At 52.7% G+C, this 20,141-nt stretch carries 20 protein-coding genes and 1 pseudogene; 18 read left to right on the plus strand and 3 right to left on the minus strand.

Annotation, left to right across the window (positions count from 1 at the left end; translation table 11 throughout):
* Positions 1–117: 117 nt before the first annotated feature.
* Positions 118–621, minus strand: coding sequence for a non-heme ferritin-like protein (locus EOS97_RS19500; protein ID WP_000741707.1), 504 nt, complete (start codon positions 619–621; stop codon positions 118–120).
* 550 nt (positions 622–1,171) lie between these two features.
* Between EOS97_RS19500 and EOS97_RS19505 the strand changes: the two genes are divergently transcribed.
* The 4 genes and pseudogenes from EOS97_RS19505 to otsA all read left to right on the plus strand — a co-directional run bounded on the left by EOS97_RS19505 (position 1,172) and on the right by otsA (position 4,445).
* A complete protein-coding gene (locus EOS97_RS19505; RefSeq protein WP_000754796.1) occupies positions 1,172–1,729 on the plus strand; it encodes a DJ-1/PfpI family protein in 558 nt (185 codons plus the stop codon).
* A gap of 111 nt (positions 1,730–1,840) precedes the next feature.
* Positions 1,841–2,023: pseudogene (araH, locus tag EOS97_RS19510) on the plus strand (L-arabinose ABC transporter permease AraH); the annotation flags it as partial.
* A 222-nt stretch (positions 2,024–2,245) separates the two neighbouring features.
* On the plus strand, positions 2,246–3,049 hold the full coding sequence (gene otsB, locus EOS97_RS19515) for a trehalose-phosphatase (RefSeq protein WP_000840114.1): 804 nt from the start codon (positions 2,246–2,248) through the stop codon (positions 3,047–3,049).
* Positions 3,024–4,445 carry an alpha,alpha-trehalose-phosphate synthase gene (otsA, locus tag EOS97_RS19520; protein ID WP_000089042.1) on the plus strand — a complete coding sequence of 474 codons (1,422 nt, stop codon included), beginning with the start codon at positions 3,024–3,026 and terminating at the stop codon, positions 4,443–4,445. Before otsB ends, otsA begins: the two co-directional genes overlap by 26 nt.
* Before the next feature lie 17 nt (positions 4,446–4,462).
* Here otsA and uspC read toward each other — a convergent pair whose 3' ends face one another.
* Positions 4,463–4,891, minus strand: a complete 429-nt coding sequence (uspC, locus tag EOS97_RS19525; protein WP_058648969.1) for a universal stress protein UspC — start codon at positions 4,889–4,891, stop codon at positions 4,463–4,465.
* Positions 4,888–5,004: a hypothetical protein gene (locus tag EOS97_RS19530; protein ID WP_001617301.1), complete on the minus strand. Its 117-nt coding sequence runs from the start codon at positions 5,002–5,004 to the stop codon at positions 4,888–4,890. Before EOS97_RS19530 ends, uspC begins: the two co-directional genes overlap by 4 nt.
* Positions 5,005–5,686: 682 nt before the next feature.
* Between EOS97_RS19530 and flhD the strand changes: the two genes are divergently transcribed.
* The 14 genes from flhD (at position 5,687) to flhe (ending at position 19,926) form a co-directional block, all read left to right on the plus strand.
* On the plus strand, positions 5,687–6,028 hold the full coding sequence (flhD, locus tag EOS97_RS19535) for a flagellar transcriptional regulator FlhD (RefSeq protein WP_001518146.1): 342 nt from the start codon (positions 5,687–5,689) through the stop codon (positions 6,026–6,028).
* A complete protein-coding gene (gene flhC / locus EOS97_RS19540) occupies positions 6,025–6,609 on the plus strand; it encodes a flagellar transcriptional regulator FlhC (protein WP_000605987.1) in 585 nt (194 codons plus the stop codon). The genes flhD and flhC overlap by 4 nt, the downstream gene beginning before the upstream one ends.
* Before the next feature lie 125 nt (positions 6,610–6,734).
* Positions 6,735–7,622, plus strand: a complete 888-nt coding sequence (motA, locus tag EOS97_RS19545; protein WP_000906312.1) for a flagellar motor stator protein MotA — start codon at positions 6,735–6,737, stop codon at positions 7,620–7,622.
* Positions 7,619–8,548, plus strand: coding sequence for a flagellar motor protein MotB (gene motB / locus EOS97_RS19550; protein WP_000795653.1), 930 nt, complete (start codon positions 7,619–7,621; stop codon positions 8,546–8,548). The genes motA and motB overlap by 4 nt, the downstream gene beginning before the upstream one ends.
* Before the next feature lie 4 nt (positions 8,549–8,552).
* Positions 8,553–10,568 carry a chemotaxis protein CheA gene (cheA, locus tag EOS97_RS19555; RefSeq protein WP_023193970.1) on the plus strand — a complete coding sequence of 672 codons (2,016 nt, stop codon included), beginning with the start codon at positions 8,553–8,555 and terminating at the stop codon, positions 10,566–10,568.
* A 20-nt stretch (positions 10,569–10,588) separates the two neighbouring features.
* Positions 10,589–11,092 carry a chemotaxis protein CheW gene (cheW, locus tag EOS97_RS19560; RefSeq protein WP_000147295.1) on the plus strand — a complete coding sequence of 168 codons (504 nt, stop codon included), beginning with the start codon at positions 10,589–10,591 and terminating at the stop codon, positions 11,090–11,092.
* A gap of 236 nt (positions 11,093–11,328) precedes the next feature.
* Positions 11,329–12,990, plus strand: a complete 1,662-nt coding sequence (tar, locus tag EOS97_RS19565; protein ID WP_000483264.1) for a methyl-accepting chemotaxis protein II — start codon at positions 11,329–11,331, stop codon at positions 12,988–12,990.
* A 153-nt stretch (positions 12,991–13,143) separates the two neighbouring features.
* Positions 13,144–14,010, plus strand: a complete 867-nt coding sequence (gene cheR, locus EOS97_RS19570) for a protein-glutamate O-methyltransferase CheR (RefSeq protein WP_000204362.1) — start codon at positions 13,144–13,146, stop codon at positions 14,008–14,010.
* Entirely contained in the window at positions 14,007–15,056 is a 1,050-nt protein-coding gene (gene cheB, locus EOS97_RS19575; protein WP_000036392.1) for a protein-glutamate methylesterase/protein glutamine deamidase, read from the plus strand. Before cheR ends, cheB begins: the two co-directional genes overlap by 4 nt.
* A gap of 17 nt (positions 15,057–15,073) precedes the next feature.
* Positions 15,074–15,463 (plus strand): chemotaxis response regulator CheY, encoded by a 390-nt coding sequence (gene cheY, locus EOS97_RS19580; protein WP_000763861.1) that lies wholly within the window; start codon positions 15,074–15,076, stop codon positions 15,461–15,463.
* 10 nt (positions 15,464–15,473) lie between these two features.
* Positions 15,474–16,118 carry a protein phosphatase CheZ gene (gene cheZ / locus EOS97_RS19585; RefSeq protein ID WP_000983585.1) on the plus strand — a complete coding sequence of 215 codons (645 nt, stop codon included), beginning with the start codon at positions 15,474–15,476 and terminating at the stop codon, positions 16,116–16,118.
* Positions 16,119–16,311: 193 nt separating this feature from the next.
* Positions 16,312–17,463, plus strand: a complete 1,152-nt coding sequence (flhB, locus tag EOS97_RS19590) for a flagellar biosynthesis protein FlhB (protein ID WP_000797078.1) — start codon at positions 16,312–16,314, stop codon at positions 17,461–17,463.
* Entirely contained in the window at positions 17,456–19,534 is a 2,079-nt protein-coding gene (flhA, locus tag EOS97_RS19595) for a flagellar biosynthesis protein FlhA (RefSeq protein WP_000002392.1), read from the plus strand. Before flhB ends, flhA begins: the two co-directional genes overlap by 8 nt.
* Positions 19,534–19,926 (plus strand): flagellar protein FlhE, encoded by a 393-nt coding sequence (flhe, locus tag EOS97_RS19600; RefSeq protein ID WP_001233619.1) that lies wholly within the window; start codon positions 19,534–19,536, stop codon positions 19,924–19,926. Before flhA ends, flhe begins: the two co-directional genes overlap by 1 nt.
* Positions 19,927–20,141 lie beyond the last annotated feature (215 nt).

Raw genomic sequence — 20,141 nt, forward strand, 5'->3', positions numbered from 1 at the left:
CAGTAGCGACAGGCACCACCTCTGGCAAACAGATCAGAAACGGTGTAGGCCGGATAAGCGGCTTCGCGTTGCTATCCGGCTAATAACGTCTCAATATTGTCGCTCGGGGTGCCGCTATCAGTGATGCTGATAGGTCACGACGTTAAGGAGATGCTGATCGGTTTGCGCCAGGCATAGCCCTGCTCGTTTAGCGCTGCGAACTTCTTCGAGAATAGTTTGTAAAAGTACGCCATCCTGCTGCTGCTCTTTTTCCAGGGTATGGAGAAAATCAAGCGTTGAGGCATCATTCAGCGCTTTCGCTTCATCTGCCAGACGCGACAGCGTGCTGGCGCGTTGCTGATAATCCTCCAGGGTTTTCTGGAACAATTCTTCCAGAGAGCAGAGCTCTTCACCCGGAACGTCAATGGCTTTAACGATAGGGGTGGCGCCAGCGTTTTTCATAAAATTAAACATGCGCATCATTTGCGTCACGTTGCCTTGCGCCTGGGTACGAAGAAAGGTGGCGGTGCCTGTTAAACTGTGTTCAGAACACCATTCGCTTAGATGGAGGTAAAGATTTGATGCGTAAAACTCAAGGTTCATTGGCGTGTTGAGCTTTTGAACCATTCCTACAGCTGCCATAACAATATCCTTATTTCCAGAAAGTGTTGATGTGCATGACAGACGAGAATGCAACGGGCCGTTGTCACATTCTTACCTCTATGCACAATAAATACTCTTAGCAGAAGAACTCCGTTCCGCCAGTCCCTTATGCGATCTCATTTCCTGTTTATCGATCGGTAATGAGAATAGCGCGTCAATAAAAATAAGAAAATCCTTAAATGCAATTGTTTATCTTTTTTTACATTTTCAGCGGTGTGATTTTTTCAGGTGTAATGATTTTGGATGAGGAGCAGTTGCAACTATTTGAAAGTTAAATGATATTATATAGATTTGTAATTTATGAAACATTGTTTCAGATCATGGGTTAAGCCTTTCAAGTATGTTAATTTCAATAAAATAAACATTAGTCAGTCTGGATATCACACGCATAAACGGTTGAGAGCAAATATGCCTGTTTTTATAAACTAGCCGATTTTGCGGTAGATCATTTTTAATGTCATTAATCATACGAGCACGTTATTCGGTTAAGCGCAGTTTTGATGGGTGACTCGTTAACAAGGAGCAGTCAATGAAAAAGGTCGCGGTGCTGTTGGCGCCAGGATTTGAAGAAGCAGAGGCCATTGTTACTCTTGATATTCTGCGACGTTTGCATATCGACGTCGAAACGCTGGCGTGTGCTGAATCACGGGCGGTGGTGAGTTACCATGATATTCCTATGGTTGCGGACAGCACGCTGAGTGAACGCCAGCAGGCGCTTTTTGATGCGGTAGTGCTGCCGGGCGGTCCGCAGGGGAGCGCTAATCTGGCGGCTAATCCGGCGGTGATCGCTTTCGTTGCGCGTCATGATGCGGCAGGCAAATTTATTTGTCCTATCTGTTCCGCGGCGGCAAGGGTGCTGGGTGCTCACGGATTGTTGAAGGGGCGTCGTTATGTCTGTTCCGGCGACCTGTGGAAAGCGGTTCCGGAAGGTGTCTATGTGGATGCGCCCGTGGTTGAAGATGGTAATTTAATTAGCGGCAAAGGGTTGGGTCATGTCTTTGATTTCGCGCTAACCCTTTCCGCCAGACTGCTGGGAGACGATGCGCCGGTTCGCGAACAGGCTGAACATATCTATTATCCCTGGTAATCGTTATTCACCCAGGGCCGTAAGGATTAGCTGGCTGATGTTATGGATTAATGTGCTGGCTTTCCTGCCTTTTGGCTGATGAATTCGCTCTGGGTTATGTCATGCTGGCTAATGACTTCCCTGGGTTATGAGTTAATCGTTATTTCTGCGTGTGTCTTAGGGGGGGGATTCCTGAAAGGCGGCCTCGGAAAAGTCTCATATGTGGTGGCGAGCGTACTGATATCAGGAACGGTGGAGAATGCGATGAACCTGCTCAACATTTCACCTTTTGCATAGTACGTGGTTCGCGGCTGAATCCTTCTGGCAGCAGTTATCTTCGACCATTATAAGCAAAAAGCGAAGCGTATGATTTGATGAATTAACACTCAACTAAACAGTATAGCTTCACGTCATCGCCAGCCGCTACCCCGGCTGGCGATGGTCTTTCTAAATGGCGAGCAGCGTCACACTGTCTATACTTACATGACTAATGAGACCGTTTGTGAGTCTCAATATGATGATAAGGAGGAGACCAGGGTGGCAGAACCGTTAACCGTATCCCCCGAACTCACTGCGAACTATGCGTATTTTTTTGACCTTGATGGCACATTGGCAGAGATAAAGCCTCATCCCGATCAGGTAGTGGTACCGCATAAAATCCTTCAGTTGTTAGACCGTCTCGCGGCGCACAACGCAGGGGCACTGGCATTGATTTCAGGGCGCTCAATGACTGAGCTGGATGCTTTGGCGAAGCCTTTTCGCTTTCCGCTCGCTGGCGTTCACGGGGCAGAGCGTCGTGACATCAATGGTAAAACCCATATCGTGCGCCTTCCTGAAGCGGTAGTCCGTGAGGTGGAGGCGTTATTACGTTCGACGCTTGTAGCGCTGCCCGGAACGGAGCTGGAGACGAAGGGGATGGCGTTTGCGCTGCACTACCGTCAGGCTCCGGAACATGAAGCGGCGCTGTTGGCGCTTGCGCAACACGTTACGCAGCACTGGCCGCAACTGGCGTTGCAGCCTGGTAAATGTGTTGTGGAAATCAAACCTAAGGGAACCAATAAAGGCGAAGCGATTGCCGCCTTTATGCAGGAGGCGCCCTTTGCGGGACGGATTCCCGTTTTTGTGGGCGACGATTTGACCGATGAGGCTGGCTTTGGCGTGGTGAATCACGCTGGCGGAATTTCCGTAAAAGTGGGCGTCGGGGCAACCCAGGCGGCATGGCGGCTGGAAAGCGTACCCGATGTCTGGCGCTGGCTGGAACAAATCAATTATCCACAACAAGAACAACAAGTAATGAATAACAGGAGAGATGGCTATGAGTCGTTTAGTCGTAGTATCTAATCGAATTGCCCCCCCGGATAATAAAGGCGGCGCCGGCGGCCTCGCCGTTGGCGTGCTTGGCGCGCTAAAAGCGGCTGGCGGGTTGTGGTTCGGCTGGAGTGGCGAGACAGGTAACGAGGATGAGCCATTAAAAAAGGTGACAAAAGGTAATATTACCTGGGCATCGTTTAACCTGAGCGAACAAGATTACGAAGATTATTACTGTCAATTTTCCAATGCGGTTCTCTGGCCTGCGTTCCACTATCGTCTGGACCTGGTACAGTTTCAGCGTCCTGCATGGGAAGGCTATATGCGGGTGAATGCGTTATTAGCGGATAAGTTATTGCCCCTCATTAAAGAGAACGACATCATTTGGGTGCATGACTACCACCTGTTACCGTTCGCCAGCGAGCTGCGTAAACGCGGCGTGAACAACCGAATTGGTTTTTTCCTGCATATTCCATTCCCGACCCCGGAGATTTTTAACGCTTTACCGCCGCATGATGAACTGCTGGAGCAGTTGTGTGACTTTGATCTGCTAGGGTTCCAGACCGAAAATGATCGCCTGGCTTTTCTGGATAGCCTTTCGAGTCAAACGCGAGTCACGACTCGCAGCGGCAAGCAGCATATCGCGTGGGGTAAAGACTTCCAGACAGAAGTGTATCCCATCGGTATTGAGCCCGATGAGATTGCTCTGCAGGCTGCCGGGCCGTTGCCGCCTAAACTGGCGCAGCTCAAGGCGGAACTGAAAAATGTGAAGAATATTTTTTCCGTTGAGCGGCTGGATTATTCGAAAGGGCTGCCGGAACGTTTTCTGGCGTATGAAGCGCTACTGGAAAACTACCCGCAGCATCGGGGAAAAATTCGTTATACCCAAATTGCGCCTACGTCACGCGGCGAAGTACAGGCATATCAGGATATTCGCCACCAGCTTGAGACGGAAGCAGGCCGGATTAATGGGAAATATGGACAATTGGGCTGGACGCCGCTCTATTATCTGAATCAGCATTTCGACCGTAAACTGTTAATGAAGATATTCCGTTATTCAGACGTCGGGCTCGTCACCCCGTTGCGTGACGGGATGAACCTGGTGGCGAAAGAGTTTGTCGCCGCGCAGGACCCCGCTAATCCTGGCGTACTGGTACTGTCACAGTTTGCCGGCGCGGCGAATGAACTGACGTCGGCGTTAATCGTCAATCCTTACGATCGGGATGACGTGGCGGCGGCGCTCAATCGTGCGTTAACGATGCCCCTTGCCGAGCGTATTTCGCGCCATGCGGAAATGCTGGACGTGATCGTTAAAAATGACATTAACCGCTGGCAGGAACGTTTTATTCATGACCTAAAGGAGGTCACGCCGCGTAGCCCTGAGCGTCAGCAGCAGAACAACGTGGCGACGTTCCCTAAGCTGGCCTGAAATATCGCGAGCGGCGACTAGTCGCCCGCTAACGGTACCAACAACACATCTACCTGGCTGGCGCTGACGACACTTTTTGCCGAGCAGGACGCGCGCGAAAAGAAACTGTGGTTATGATTGCCGCAAATGACCAGATCAACATGGTGTTTGCGGCACACAGCCAAAATATGCTGGCTTAACTCACCTGATGCGATGAAAGTTTGTTCAATCGGATAATCCGCCTTTTCCCCCAGCATCTTAAGAAAATTCTCGGTTTCCTCATGCATAACCGCGCGTAAATCCTCCATCATGGGCGCGGCGAACTGGTTATACAGTTCAGGATCGGAAGCGAGAGTAATCAGGCTTACTTTCGCCTGAACAGGGCGGGCGATAGAGACCGCTTTAGCCAGTAGCTGGTGACTTTCCGGGGTGACGGCAACGGCGACAAGAATATGGGGGTAGCTCATAACTCGCTCCTTGATTGCAAGAATATGAGATTGTGCTTTAGCTTTACTCTGTTTATCGCATTTCTGCAATGCGCTAATGCCACATTAATGTGAAGGACATCATAATTAATCATTAATTATTCTTATGTAAAGAATCGTGGCATAAGACACTTTTTACACACCACCAGGATGCTTCATTTAAATGGGTGAACAATGAAAGCTAAAAGTTAAATCAAATGAGCTTATTTTTAACAGCGGAGGGCGTATGCTGTGACGAGATTAATTAATAACGTTTAATATTTAAGCTACTGTTTACTAAAGGTAAAATAAAAGCGTTTCTAAAATAGAAATAATAGCCTGTTATCTATTATCCTGGCGTTATTTTAACAGAGAGAAACAAAAAAGAATTTGGTGTTGACGTCCCCCTATTCAGCAGTGTGGAATAGAAAAAGTGAACATTAGGTTATTAATTAAACAAAGTAAAAGCCATGCTGATGGTTTTATCGTAAGTATTCCGTTAAATTATGTGATCTACATCACATATTTTCTAAAATCGCCGTCCCGCTCCGTTGTATGTCACGAAGCTGACGAGTAGAGTTGCGTCGAATTAGGAAAAATCTTAGGCATTTGTAAAAATTGATGTAAACGTGTAAGGCGAATCTCAGTGGGAGGCTGCGTTATACGTCACAATGTCCATAATGTCTGAGCGCTGCTATGCATTTGACCTTTTTGCTTCTTTTACCGGGCCTTCCCGGCGACATCACGGGGTGCGGCTACGTCGCACAAAAATAAAGTTGGTTATTCTGGATGGGAACAATGCATACATCCGAGTTGCTAAAACACATTTATGACATCAATTTGTCATATTTACTCCTTGCACAGCGTTTGATCGTCCAGGACAAAGCATCTGCGATGTTCCGCCTCGGTATCAACGAAGAGATGGCAAACACACTGGGCGCGTTGACCCTGCCGCAGATGGTCAAACTGGCGGAGACGAACCAGTTAGTTTGTCATTTCCGGTTTGACGATCATCAGACGATCACCCGTTTGACTCAGGATTCGCGCGTCGATGATTTACAGCAGATTCACACAGGTATCATGCTTTCAACGCGTTTGCTCAATGAAGTGGACGATACGGCGCGTAAGAAAAGGGCATGATAATGAGTGAAAAAAGCATTGTTCAGGAAGCTCGCGATATCCAGTTGGCGATGGAGTTGATTAATCTTGGCGCTCGTCTACAAATGCTGGAAAGCGAAACACAGCTCAGCCGTGGTCGCCTCATCAGGCTGTACAAAGAATTACGCGGTAGCCCGCCGCCTAAAGGGATGCTGCCATTTTCGACAGACTGGTTTATGACCTGGGAGCAAAATATTCATGCCTCCATGTTCTGCAACGCCTGGCAATTTTTACTGAAAACCGGCTTATGCAGCGGTGTGGATGCGGTGATTAAAGCTTATCGGCTTTACCTTGAGCAGTGTCCGCAACCGCCTGAAGGGCCGTTGTTGGCGCTGACTCGCGCATGGACGTTGGTGCGTTTTGTTGAAAGTGGGTTGCTCGAATTGTCGAGCTGTAACTGCTGCGGTGGGAACTTTATTACCCATGCGCATCAGCCCGTAGGCAGCTTTGCGTGTAGTTTATGCCAGCCGCCATCCCGCGCAGTAAAAAGACGTAAACTTTCCCGAGATGCTGCCGATATTATTCCACAACTGCTGGATGAACAGATCGAACAGGCTGTTTAACCGAAACGGTGTGGACAAACACTCCAGCAGCGGTAAGTTATTACCGCTGCTTTTTTTTTGCCTTGCCTTCGCGTTAATCGCCCGACTGCGCATCCTGTCATAGTCAACAGCGGAAGGATGATGTCGTGCTTATCTTATTAGGTTACCTGGTGGTTATCGGTACAGTTTTCGGCGGTTATGTCATGACCGGCGGACACCTTGGGGCACTCTATCAACCTGCTGAACTGGTCATCATTGGCGGCGCGGGGATAGGGGCGTTCATTGTCGGCAACAACGGGAAGGCCATCAAAGGCACGATGAAAGCGATCCCGTTGTTATTTCGTCGTTCGAAATACACAAAATCTATGTACATGGATTTGCTGGCGTTGCTCTATCGCCTGATGGCCAAATCACGCCAGCAGGGGATGTTCTCCCTTGAACGCGATATTGAAAATCCGAAAGAGAGTGAAATCTTCGCCAGTTATCCGCGTATTCTGGCCGATGCGGTAATGCTTGATTTTATTGTCGATTATCTGCGCCTGATCATCAGCGGCAACATGAATACGTTCGAAATTGAAGCGTTGATGGATGAAGAGATTGAAACCCATGAAAGCGAGGCGGAAGTCCCGGCCAACAGTCTGGCGATGGTGGGGGATTCGCTGCCTGCCTTTGGTATCGTCGCGGCGGTAATGGGGGTGGTTCACGCTCTGGCTTCAGCCGATCGTCCGGCAGCGGAGTTGGGGGCGCTGATTGCCCATGCCATGGTAGGTACGTTCCTCGGTATTTTACTGGCTTATGGATTCATTTCACCGTTAGCGACCGTTTTGCGCCAGAAGAGCGCCGAAACCACCAAGATGATGCAGTGCGTAAAAATTACACTGCTGTCTAATCTGAACGGCTATGCGCCGCCGATTGCCGTGGAATTTGGTCGTAAAACGCTTTATTCCAGTGAGCGTCCATCGTTTATTGAGTTGGAAGAACACGTTCGCGCAGTGAGAAACCCAAACCAGCAGCAGACGACTGAGGAAGCATGAAAAATCAGGCTCATCCCATTGTCGTCGTAAAACGCCGCAGGCACAAACCGCACGGCGGCGGGGCGCACGGTTCCTGGAAAATTGCCTACGCCGATTTTATGACGGCGATGATGGCTTTTTTTCTGGTGATGTGGCTGATTTCCATCTCCAGCCCTAAAGAATTAATTCAGATTGCCGAATATTTTCGTACGCCGTTGGCCACCGCGGTAACGGGGGGGAATCGGATTGCCAATAGCGAGAGCCCGATACCAGGCGGCGGCGATGATTACACCCAACAGCAGGGTGAAGTGGAAAAGCAGCCGAATATCGACGAGCTGAAAAAACGGATGGAGCAGAGTCGCTTAAACAAACTGCGCGGCGATCTGGATCAACTGATCGAATCCGATCCCAAACTGCGCGCGTTACGTCCGCATCTGAAAATTGATTTAGTTCAGGAGGGGTTGCGCATCCAGATTATCGACAGCCAGAACCGCCCGATGTTTAAAACCGGCAGCGCCGAAGTTGAGCCGTATATGCGCGATATCCTGCGTGCGATTGCGCCAGTGTTAAACGGTATACCTAATCGCATTAGCCTGGCCGGCCATACCGATGACTTTCCCTACGCGAACGGCGAAAAAGGCTATAGCAACTGGGAATTATCCGCCGATCGCGCCAATGCCTCGCGTCGCGAACTGGTCGCTGGGGGGCTGGATAACGGGAAAGTATTACGGGTGGTTGGCATGGCCGCCACGATGCGGCTGAGCGATCGCGGTCCTGATGACGCCATCAACCGCCGTATAAGCCTGCTGGTGTTAAACAAACAGGCGGAACAGGCCATTTTGCATGAAAACGCTGAAAGCCAGAATGAGCCGGTAAGTGTATTACAACAGCCTGCGGCAGCCCCGCCGGCAAGCGTACCCACATCGCCAAAAGCGGAACCGAGGTGATAGCGTGAGCATGGATATTAGCGATTTTTATCAGACATTTTTTGATGAAGCTGACGAGCTGTTGGCTGATATGGAGCAGCATCTGCTGGATTTGGTGCCGGAATCCCCGGACGCTGAACAACTGAACGCCATTTTTCGCGCGGCGCACTCCATTAAAGGCGGCGCGGGCACATTCGGCTTCACTATTCTGCAGGAAACCACACATTTAATGGAAAACCTGCTGGATGAAGCCCGACGCGGTGAAATGCAGCTCAATACCGACATTATCAACCTGTTTTTGGAAACGAAAGATATTATGCAGGAACAGCTCGACGCCTATAAAAACTCCGAAGAGCCGGATGCCGCAAGCTTCGAATATATCTGCAATGCGCTACGCCAGTTGGCGCTAGAGGCGAAAGGCGAAACCACGCCGGCGGTCGTAGAAACCGCGGCACTAAGCGCGGCGATCCAGGAAGAGAGCGTAGCCGAAACCGAATCGCCTCGTGACGAGAGTAAACTGCGCATTGTACTTTCACGGTTGAAAGCCAATGAGGTCGATCTGCTTGAAGAAGAGTTGGGCAATCTGGCTACTCTGACGGATGTCGTTAAGGGGGCGGATTCACTGTCGGCAACTCTGGATGGCAGCGTCGCGGAAGATGACATTGTCGCGGTGCTCTGTTTTGTCATTGAGGCCGATCAGATCGCTTTTGAAAAAGTGGTCGCCGCGCCGGTTGAAAAAGCGCAAGAGAAAACCGAGGTAGCGCCGGTAGCGCCTCCGGCAGTCGTTGCGCCAGCCGCCAAAAGCACGGCCCATGAACATCATGCGGGGCGTGAAAAACCTGCGCGTGAACGCGAGTCCACCAGCATTCGCGTGGCGGTAGAGAAAGTGGATCAGCTCATAAACCTGGTCGGCGAGTTAGTGATTACCCAGTCAATGTTGGCCCAGCGTTCTAACGAGCTGGACCCGGTAAACCACGGCGATCTCATTACCAGTATGGGGCAGTTACAACGTAACGCCCGCGACTTACAAGAGTCGGTGATGTCGATTCGTATGATGCCTATGGAGTACGTCTTCAGCCGTTTCCCGCGTCTGGTACGCGATTTAGCGGGCAAACTGGGCAAGCAGGTAGAGCTGACGCTGGTGGGGAGCTCCACTGAACTTGATAAAAGCCTGATCGAACGCATTATCGACCCGCTGACGCACCTGGTGCGCAACAGTCTCGACCACGGGATTGAAATGCCGGAAAAACGCCTTGAGGCGGGGAAAAATGTTGTCGGCAACCTGATTCTTTCCGCAGAACATCAGGGCGGGAATATTTGTATTGAAGTGACCGATGACGGCGCGGGGCTTAACCGTGAGCGTATCCTGGCGAAGGCCATGTCGCAGGGGATGGCGGTGAATGAAAACATGACCGACGATGAAGTAGGCATGTTGATCTTCGCGCCGGGATTCTCAACTGCGGAACAGGTCACAGATGTCTCCGGTCGCGGCGTTGGCATGGATGTGGTGAAACGTAACATTCAGGAAATGGGCGGTCATGTTGAGATCCAGTCAAAACAAGGCTCCGGCACCACGATTCGTATTCTGCTGCCGCTGACGCTGGCCATCCTCGATGGGATGTCGGTTCGCGTGGCGGGGGAAGTTTTTATCCTGCCGTTAAATGCGGTGATGGAGTCGCTGCAACCGCGTGAAGAGGATCTTCATCCGCTGGCGGGCGGCGAACGGGTTCTGGAAGTTCGCGGCGAGTATTTGCCGCTGGTCGAATTGTGGAAAGTGTTTGACGTGGACGGGGCGAAAACCGAAGCCACGCAGGGCATTGTTGTGATCCTGCAAAGCGCGGGACGCCGTTACGCGCTGCTGGTCGATCAGCTCATCGGTCAGCACCAGGTGGTGGTCAAAAATCTGGAAAGCAATTATCGCAAGGTACCGGGGATTTCCGCCGCGACGATCCTGGGCGACGGCAGCGTCGCGCTGATTGTTGATGTTTCCGCATTGCAGGGTTTAAACCGCGAACAACGTATGGCGATCACAGCCGCCTGATTGAGTGAGAAGGGAATAATATGACCGGTATGAGTAATGTAAGCAAACTGGCCGGCGAGCCGTCAGGTCAGGAATTCCTGGTGTTTACACTGGGAAATGAAGAGTACGGCATCGATATCCTGAAAGTACAGGAGATCCGTGGCTATGACCAGGTGACGCGCATCGCCAATACACCGGCCTTTATAAAAGGGGTGACTAACCTGCGCGGCGTGATTGTCCCCATTGTCGATCTGCGCGTGAAATTCTGCGAAGGCGACGTTGAGTATGATGACAATACGGTAGTGATCGTACTGAATCTGGGGCAACGCGTCGTCGGGATAGTGGTAGACGGCGTGTCTGACGTACTGTCGTTAACGGCGGAACAGATCCGTCCGGCGCCAGAATTTGCCGTGACCTTGTCAACAGAATATTTGACGGGATTGGGCGCGCTCGGCGAGCGTATGCTGATTCTGGTGAATATCGAAAAACTGCTTAACAGCGAAGAGATGGCGCTGCTGGATATCGCAGCATCACACGTCGCGTAATAACGTTGCCGGATGGCGTCGCGCCATTCGGCAATATTCACCGTTATGCTTCCACCAACGGTGAGAGTGCCTGTTCATCGCTCGCGCTCAGCCCCTGCATTTTGCGCCGACATCGCCGCTGCGACACTGTTATTGTCAATATCGTCTTCCGGAACAGCGTATTTCCTTTTTGCAAAAGTAAAGTTATCACCGCAGGTGCCGATAACGTTGATAACTCGTTATCAGGAAGGTGCCTTATGTTTAACCGTATCCGCGTTGTCACAATGCTGATGATGGTGCTGGGGGTTTTCGCACTGCTACAGCTTGTTTCCGGTGGTTTGCTGTTTTCTTCATTACAGCATAACCAGCAAGGTTTTGTTATTTCTAACGAATTACGTCAGCAACAAAGCGAACTCACGTCGACATGGGACTTAATGCTGCAAACGCGCATTAACCTGAGCCGCTCCGCCGCACGCATGATGATGGACGCTTCTAACCAGCAGAGCAGCGCCAAAACGGATTTACTCCAGAATGCAAAAACGACCCTCGCACAGGCGGCGGCGCACTACGCCAATTTCAAAAACATGACGCCATTGCCAGCGATGGCGGAGGCCAGCGCGAACGTCGATGAAAAATATCAGCGCTATCAGGCCGCATTAGCCGAACTTATTCAGTTTCTGGACAATGGCAATATGGATGCCTACTTCGCCCAGCCAACCCAGGGAATGCAAAACGCGTTGGGCGAGGCGCTGGGCAATTACGCCCGGGTGAGCGAAAACCTGTACCGCCAGACATTTGATCAAAGCGCTCATGACTACCGTTTTGCGCAATGGCAACTGGGGGGGCTTGCGGTCGTGCTGGTGCTGATTTTGATGGTGGTTTGGTTCGGCATTCGTCATGCCTTGCTTAACCCATTAGCGCGAGTGATTACTCATATCCGTGAAATTGCCAGCGGCGATCTGACGAAAACGCTCACCGTCTCAGGACGTAATGAAATTGGCGAACTGGCGGGAACGGTTGAACATATGCAACGCTCGCTGATTGACACCGTGACGCAGGTTCGTGAAGGTTCGGATGCGATTTATTCCGGCACCAGTGAAATTGCCGCCGGTAATACCGACCTCTCTTCCCGTACCGAACAACAAGCCTCAGCTCTGGAGGAGACGGCGGCCAGCATGGAACAACTGACGGCCACCGTGAAGCAAAACGCCGATAATGCCCGCCAGGCTTCGCAACTGGCGCAAAGCGCCTCCGAGACCGCGCGTCATGGCGGCAAAGTGGTCGACGGCGTAGTAAACACTATGCACGAAATTGCCGACAGTTCGAAAAAAATCGCTGACATTATCAGCGTTATCGACGGTATTGCCTTCCAGACTAACATTCTGGCGCTGAACGCGGCGGTAGAAGCAGCGCGCGCGGGAGAGCAGGGACGCGGTTTTGCGGTCGTGGCAGGCGAGGTGCGTAATCTGGCCAGCCGCAGCGCCCAGGCGGCGAAAGAAATAAAAGCGTTGATTGAAGATTCCGTCTCGCGTGTCGATACCGGTTCTGTGCTGGTGGAAAGCGCCGGGGAAACCATGACTGACATCGTCAATGCCGTTACGCGCGTCACGGATATCATGGGCGAAATCGCCTCCGCCTCGGATGAGCAAAGCCGGGGTATCGATCAGGTCGCTTTGGCCGTTTCCGAAATGGATCGCGTAACGCAACAGAACGCCTCGCTGGTTCAGGAATCCGCAGCGGCCGCCGCCGCGCTGGAAGAGCAGGCCAGCCGTCTGACCCAGGCGGTATCGGCTTTCCGCCTGGCATCGCGACCGCTGGCGGTAAATAAACCTGAGATGCGTTTATCAGCGGACGCTCAGTCCGGCAATACGCCGCGGCCCTTAGCCGCCGGGGATGATGCGAACTGGGAAACCTTCTGATCGACGTGCGCTGTCGGTTCTCGATTAATTTGCGAACCCGCCGATCCCTTTCGTCTGGTTCGCATAGATAAAAGCAAAAAATGTGTAATACGGGAAGCATGGCGCTGCCGCAGGGCGCGCCCGTTGTACTTTGAATGTGATTAAGAAGGCGCTATGACATCATCTCTGCCCTCCGGGCAAACGTCAGTATTGTTACAGATGACACAGCGCCTCGCGCTGTCCGACGCGCATTTTCGTCGGATATGTCAATTAATCTACCAGCGCGCAGGGATCGTGCTGGCCGACCATAAGCGGGATATGGTTTATAACCGCCTGGTCCGTCGGCTGCGTGCCCTGGGACTGGATGATTTTGGCCGTTATCTCAGTATGCTGGAGGCTAATCAAAACAGCGCTGAGTGGCAGGCTTTTATCAACGCTCTGACTACCAACCTGACCGCTTTTTTTCGCGAGGCGCACCATTTTCCCATCCTTGCGGAACATGCGCGTCGCCGCCACGGCGAGTATCGCGTCTGGAGTGCGGCGGCATCGACAGGAGAAGAACCTTACAGTATCGCCATTACGCTGGCGGATGCGTTAGGGATGGCCCCCGGTCGCTGGAAAGTATTCGCCAGCGATATTGATACTGAAGTGCTGGAAAAAGCGAGAAGCGGTATTTATCGCCTCAGCGAACTGAAAACGTTATCGCCGCAGCAGCTACAACGTTACTTCATGCGCGGTACGGGGCCGCATGAAGGACTGGTGCGCGTGCGTCAGGAACTGGCCAATTATGTTGAATTTTCCTCCGTTAATTTGTTGGAAAAGCAGTACAACGTACCCGGTCCCTTTGACGCGATTTTTTGCCGTAACGTCATGATCTATTTTGATAAAACGACTCAGGAGGACATTCTGCGCCGTTTTGTTCCACTCCTTAAACCTGACGGACTGTTGTTTGCCGGTCACTCAGAAAACTTTAGCAACCTCGTGCGCGAGTTTAGCCTGCGCGGACAGACGGTGTATGCGCTAAGTAAGGATAAAGCATGAGTAAAATCAGGGTATTGTCAGTTGATGATTCCGCGCTAATGCGCCAAATCATGACTGAAATTATTAATAGCCATAGCGATATGGAGATGGTGGCGACTGCGCCGGACCCGTTGGTCGCCAGGGATCTCATCAAAAAATTTAATCCGGACGTATTGACCCTGGACGTTGAGATGCCGCGTATGGACGGCCTCGATTTTCTGGAAAAACTGATGCGCCTGCGACCGATGCCGGTGGTGATGGTCTCTTCGCTGACCGGGAAAGGTTCCGAAGTGACGCTACGGGCGCTTGAGTTGGGGGCCATCGATTTTGTCACCAAACCGCAGCTTGGCATTCGTGAAGGTATGCTGGCGTATAGCGAGATGATCGCCGAAAAAGTGCGTACCGCCGCGCGGGCCCGCATCGCCGCACATAAACCGATGGCGGCCCCGACAACCTTAAAAGCCGGTCCGCTGCTCAGTTCGGAAAAACTGATTGCTATCGGCGCTTCAACGGGCGGTACTGAAGCTATCCGACATGTGCTGCAACCGCTGCCGCTTTCCAGTCCGGCAGTGATTATTACGCAGCATATGCCGCCTGGCTTTACCCGCTCGTTTGCCGAGCGTCTGAATAAACTCTGTCAAATCAGCGTGAAGGAGGCCGAGGACGGCGAACGCGTATTGCCAGGTCATGCCTACATTGCGCCCGGCGACAAGCATATGGAGCTGGCGCGTAGCGGGGCGAATTATCAAATCAAAATTCATGATGGCCCGCCGGTAAACCGGCATCGGCCTTCCGTGGATGTGCTGTTTCATTCGGTGGCGAAACACGCGGGGCGCAACGCCGTAGGCGTCATTCTTACGGGGATGGGCAACGATGGCGCCGCTGGAATGTTAGCGATGTACCAGGCTGGCGCCTGGACCATTGCGCAAAACGAAGCAAGTTGTGTGGTGTTCGGCATGCCGCGCGAGGCCATCAATATGGGTGGCGTAAGCGAAGTGGTCGATCTTAGCCAGGTAAGCCAGCAGATGCTGGCGAAAATCAGTGCCGGACAGGCGATACGTATTTGAACCAGGAGTAGTATTTTATGGCGGATAAAGAGCTTAAATTTTTGGTTGTGGATGACTTTTCGACCATGCGTCGTATCGTGCGCAACCTCTTAAAAGAGCTTGGATTTAACAATGTGGAAGAGGCCGAAGACGGCGTCGATGCGCTGAACAAGCTCCAGGCGGGCGGCTTTGGTTTTATTATCTCCGACTGGAACATGCCGAACATGGATGGCCTGGAGCTGCTGAAAACCATTCGCGCCGATAGCGCCATGTCGGCGTTACCCGTGTTGATGGTCACGGCGGAAGCCAAAAAAGAGAATATTATCGCCGCCGCACAGGCTGGCGCCAGCGGTTATGTCGTAAAACCGTTCACCGCAGCGACTCTGGAAGAGAAGCTCAACAAAATCTTTGAGAAACTGGGCATGTGAGGATGCGATGATGATGCAACCATCTATCAAGCCTGCTGATGAAGGCTCAGCAGGAGACATCATTGCGCGCATCGGTAGTCTGACCCGAATGCTGCGCGACAGCCTGCGTGAACTGGGGCTGGACCAGGCGATTGCCGAAGCGGCGGAGGCGATCCCTGATGCGCGCGACCGTCTGGATTACGTCGTCCAGATGACGGCGCAGGCGGCGGAACGCGCGCTAAACAGTGTCGAAGCCTCGCAGCCGCATCAGGATGCGATGGAAAAAGAGGCGAAAGCGCTAACCCAACGTTGGGACGAGTGGTTTGACAATCCGATCGAGCTTGCCGACGCCCGTGAACTGGTGACGGATACGCGCCAGTTTCTCAGGGATGTCCCGGGCCATACCAGCTTTACTAACGCGCAACTGCTGGACATCATGATGGCGCAGGATTTCCAGGATCTGACGGGTCAGGTGATCAAACGCATGATGGACGTGATTCAGGAGATTGAGCGCCAGTTATTAATGGTACTGCTGGAAAACATCCCGGAACAGAGCGCACGACCAAAACGCGAGAACGAAAGCTTACTCAACGGCCCGCAGGTGGATACCTCGAAAGCTGGCGTCGTCGCCAGTCAGGATCAGGTGGACGACCTGCTGGACAGTCTTGGGTTTTAAGCTTTTTTGACCTGATGGCGCTGCGCTTATCGGGTTCGAATCCGTCAACCCGGCCGGATACGATACTTTCTTATCGTATCCGGCTATCTCTATTAACGCCATAAACCCCGCCTTTTTTACCGCTTACTCTGCCCATTGGCGTAAAGCGGTTCTGGCATCATTCTCGCTTATCAATCTATCCAGGGTTTGCTGCGTGGCAGAAGAGAGCGACGACGACAAAACAGAAGCCCCCACACCCCACCGACTTGAAAAAGCGCGGGAAGAAGGGCAGATCCCCCGTTCCAGAGAACTGACCTCACTGCTGATATTGCTGGTGGGCGTTTGTATTATTTGGTTCGGCGGCGAGTCGTTAGCGCGGCAACTGGCGGGAATGCTCTCAGCAGGCCTGCACTTCGATCACCGTATGGTGAACGATCCTAACCTGATCCTGGCGCAGATAATTTTGCTGATTAAAGCGGCGATGATGGCACTGCTACCGCTCATCGCGGGCGTGGTGCTGGTGGCGCTAATCTCGCCGGTTATGCTTGGTGGCCTGATTTTTAGCGGTAAGTCGCTACAGCCAAAATTTTCTAAATTAAACCCGCTGCCGGGAATTAAGCGCATGTTTTCGGCGCAGACCGGCGCGGAACTGCTAAAGGCGGTGTTGAAATCCACGCTGGTCGGCTGCGTTACCGGCTTTTATCTCTGGCATCACTGGCCGCAAATGATGCGCCTGATGGCGGAGTCGCCGATCGTCGCAATGGGGAATGCGTTGGATCTGGTTGGACTCTGCGCGTTACTGGTGGTACTGGGCGTGATTCCGATGGTGGGATTTGACGTGTTTTTCCAGATCTTTAGCCACCTGAAAAAATTACGCATGTCGCGGCAGGACATTCGCGACGAATTTAAAGAGAGCGAAGGCGATCCGCATGTTAAGGGCAAAATTCGCCAGATGCAACGCGCCGCCGCGCAGCGCCGCATGATGGAAGATGTGCCGAAAGCGGACGTCATTGTCACTAACCCGACGCACTATTCCGTGGCGCTGCAGTATGACGAAAACAAAATGAGCGCGCCGAAAGTGGTCGCGAAGGGGGCTGGATTAATAGCGCTACGCATTCGCGAGATCGGCGCTGAACATCGGGTTCCCACTTTAGAAGCGCCGCCGCTGGCGCGGGCATTATATCGCCACGCCGAAATCGGTCAGCAAATTCCCGGGCAGTTATATGCTGCCGTTGCGGAAGTGTTGGCCTGGGTCTGGCAGCTTAAACGCTGGCGGCTTGCTGGCGGGCAACGTCCTCCACAACCTGAGAACCTTCCGGTGCCAGAAGCGCTGGATTTTATGAACGAGAAGAATACTGATGGCTAATCTGGTCGCGATGCTGCGCCTGCCCAGCAACCTGAAATCGACGCAATGGCAAATTCTTGCCGGGCCGATCCTCATTCTGCTGATTTTGTCGATGATGGTGCTGCCGCTGCCTGCTTTTATCCTCGACTTATTGTTTACCTTTAATATTGCGCTATCAATCATGGTGCTGCTGGTGGCAATGTTTACCCAGCGCACTCTGGATTTTGCCGCGTTTCCGACCATCCTGCTGTTTACCACGCTACTGCGTCTGGCGCTTAACGTAGCCTCAACGCGCATTATTTTGATGGAAGGGCATACCGGCGCGGCGGCGGCGGGAAAGGTAGTGGAGGCGTTCGGTCATTTCCTGGTCGGCGGTAACTTCGCGATCGGGATTGTGGTTTTTATCATCCTCGTCATTATCAACTTCATGGTCATCACCAAAGGCGCCGGACGTATTGCCGAAGTCGGCGCGCGCTTTGTGCTGGACGGTATGCCCGGCAAGCAAATGGCGATTGACGCCGATCTTAATGCCGGTCTGATTGGTGAAGACGAGGCCAAAAAACGGCGTTCGGAAGTCACTCAGGAAGCCGACTTCTACGGCTCGATGGACGGGGCAAGTAAATTTGTACGCGGCGACGCCATCGCCGGTATTCTCATCATGGTCATTAACGTGGTCGGCGGGCTGCTGGTCGGCGTATTGCAGCACGGAATGAGCATGGGCAGCGCGGCGGAAAGCTACACCCTGCTGACCATTGGCGACGGCCTGGTCGCCCAGATCCCGGCGCTGGTTATCTCCACGGCGGCGGGCGTCATTGTGACCCGCGTCAGTACCGATCAGGATGTAGGCGAGCAGATGGTTGGCCAACTGTTCAGTAATCCAAGGGTGATGCTGCTGGCAGCGGCGGTGCTGGGGCTGCTTGGCATGGTGCCAGGAATGCCTAACCTGGTATTTTTACTTTTTACCGCCGCTTTGCTCGGCCTGGCATGGTGGCTGCGCGGGCGTGAAGAAAAAGCGCCAGAGGAGCCGCAGCCGGTAAAAATGCCGGAAAATAACTCGGTGGTCGAAGCCACCTGGAATGACGTACAGCTTGAGGATTCACTGGGAATGGAAGTGGGCTACCGCCTGATCCCGATGGTGGATTTTCAACAGGATGGCGAATTGCTCGGACGTATTCGCAGCATTCGTAAAAAATTCGCGCAGGATATGGGGTTCCTGCCGCCGGTGGTCCATATTCGCGACAATATGGATTTACAGCCTGCGCGCTACCGTATTTTGATGAAAGGGGTAGAGATTGGCAGCGGGGACGCCTATCCGGGACGTTGGCTGGCTATTAACCCCGGCACGGCGGCGGGAACGCTACCGGGCGAGAAAACCGTCGATCCAGCTTTTGGCCTTGATGCCATCTGGATTGAAAGCGCCCTGAAAGAGCAGGCGCAAATTCAGGGCTTTACCGTCGTGGAAGCCAGTACCGTTGTGGCGACGCACCTTAACCACTTGATTGGCCAATTCTCCGCCGAACTGTTTGGCCGCCAGGAAGCGCAGCAACTGTTGGATCGTGTCTCTCAGGAGATGCCTAAACTCACGGAAGATCTGGTCCCAGGCGTCGTGACCCTCACGACTTTACACAAAGTCCTGCAAAACTTACTGGCGGAAAAAGTCCCTATTCGCGATATGCGCACCATTCTGGAAACGCTGGCGGAACATGCGCCGTTACAAAGCGATCCGCATGAATTAACCGCCGTGGTACGCGTGGCATTAGGGCGAGCGATTACGCAACAGTGGTTCCCCGGTAATGAAGAAGTGCAGGTGATTGGCCTGGATACCGCGCTGGAGCGTTTGCTGCTTCAGGCATTGCAGGGCGGCGGTGGACTTGAGCCTGGGTTGGCGGATCGCCTGCTGGCGCAGACCCAAGAGGCGCTTTCTCGCCAGGAGATGCTTGGCGCGCCGCCGGTATTACTGGTTAACCATGCGCTACGTCCATTATTGTCCCGCTTTTTGCGGCGCAGTTTACCGCAGCTGGTGGTGTTGTCGAACCTTGAGCTTTCCGATAACCGTCATATCCGCATGACGGCGACCATTGGAGGAAAATAATGCGTAAATGGCTGGCATTGTTGCTCTTTCCCCTGACGGTTCAGGCCGCAGGCGAAGGCGCGTGGCAGGATAGCGGTATGGGCGTAACCTTAAATTACCGGGGTGTTTCCGCATCGTCTTCGCCATTGTCGGCGCGTCAGCCGGTTTCCGGTGTGATGACGTTGGTCGCCTGGCGTTATGAACTGAATGGCCCGACCCCCGCGGGCTTACGGGTACGTTTATGTTCCCAGTCCCGTTGCGTAGAACTTGATGGTCAGAGTGGCACGACCCACGGTTTTGCTCATGTTCCCGCAGTCGAGCCGCTCCGCTTTGTCTGGGAAGTCCCCGGCGGCGGCCGGCTTATCCCGGCGTTAAAAGTGCGGAGCAACCAGGTGATTGTGAACTACCGCTAACCGCCCCTTTCTTTGCCAGGTAGCAGACCTGACTCTCTTTTTGAATAAATAGAAACGCCGTTTTATAAAATGGTGAGGTAGGTTGCCGGACTCTTTGCGTTTTTGCCATTTACGCTCTGGCAATGGCAGAAACAAAAAGGTTTCCGCCCAGCTTAGCTTTTACTGTAGCGAATCGACTGCGTCGGCGGTAAAACTGCACGCAGCACTGAATTCGA

The sequence above is a fragment of the Salmonella sp. SSDFZ54 genome, assembly GCF_004010735.1.
GTDB lineage: Bacteria > Pseudomonadota > Gammaproteobacteria > Enterobacterales > Enterobacteriaceae > Salmonella > Salmonella enterica.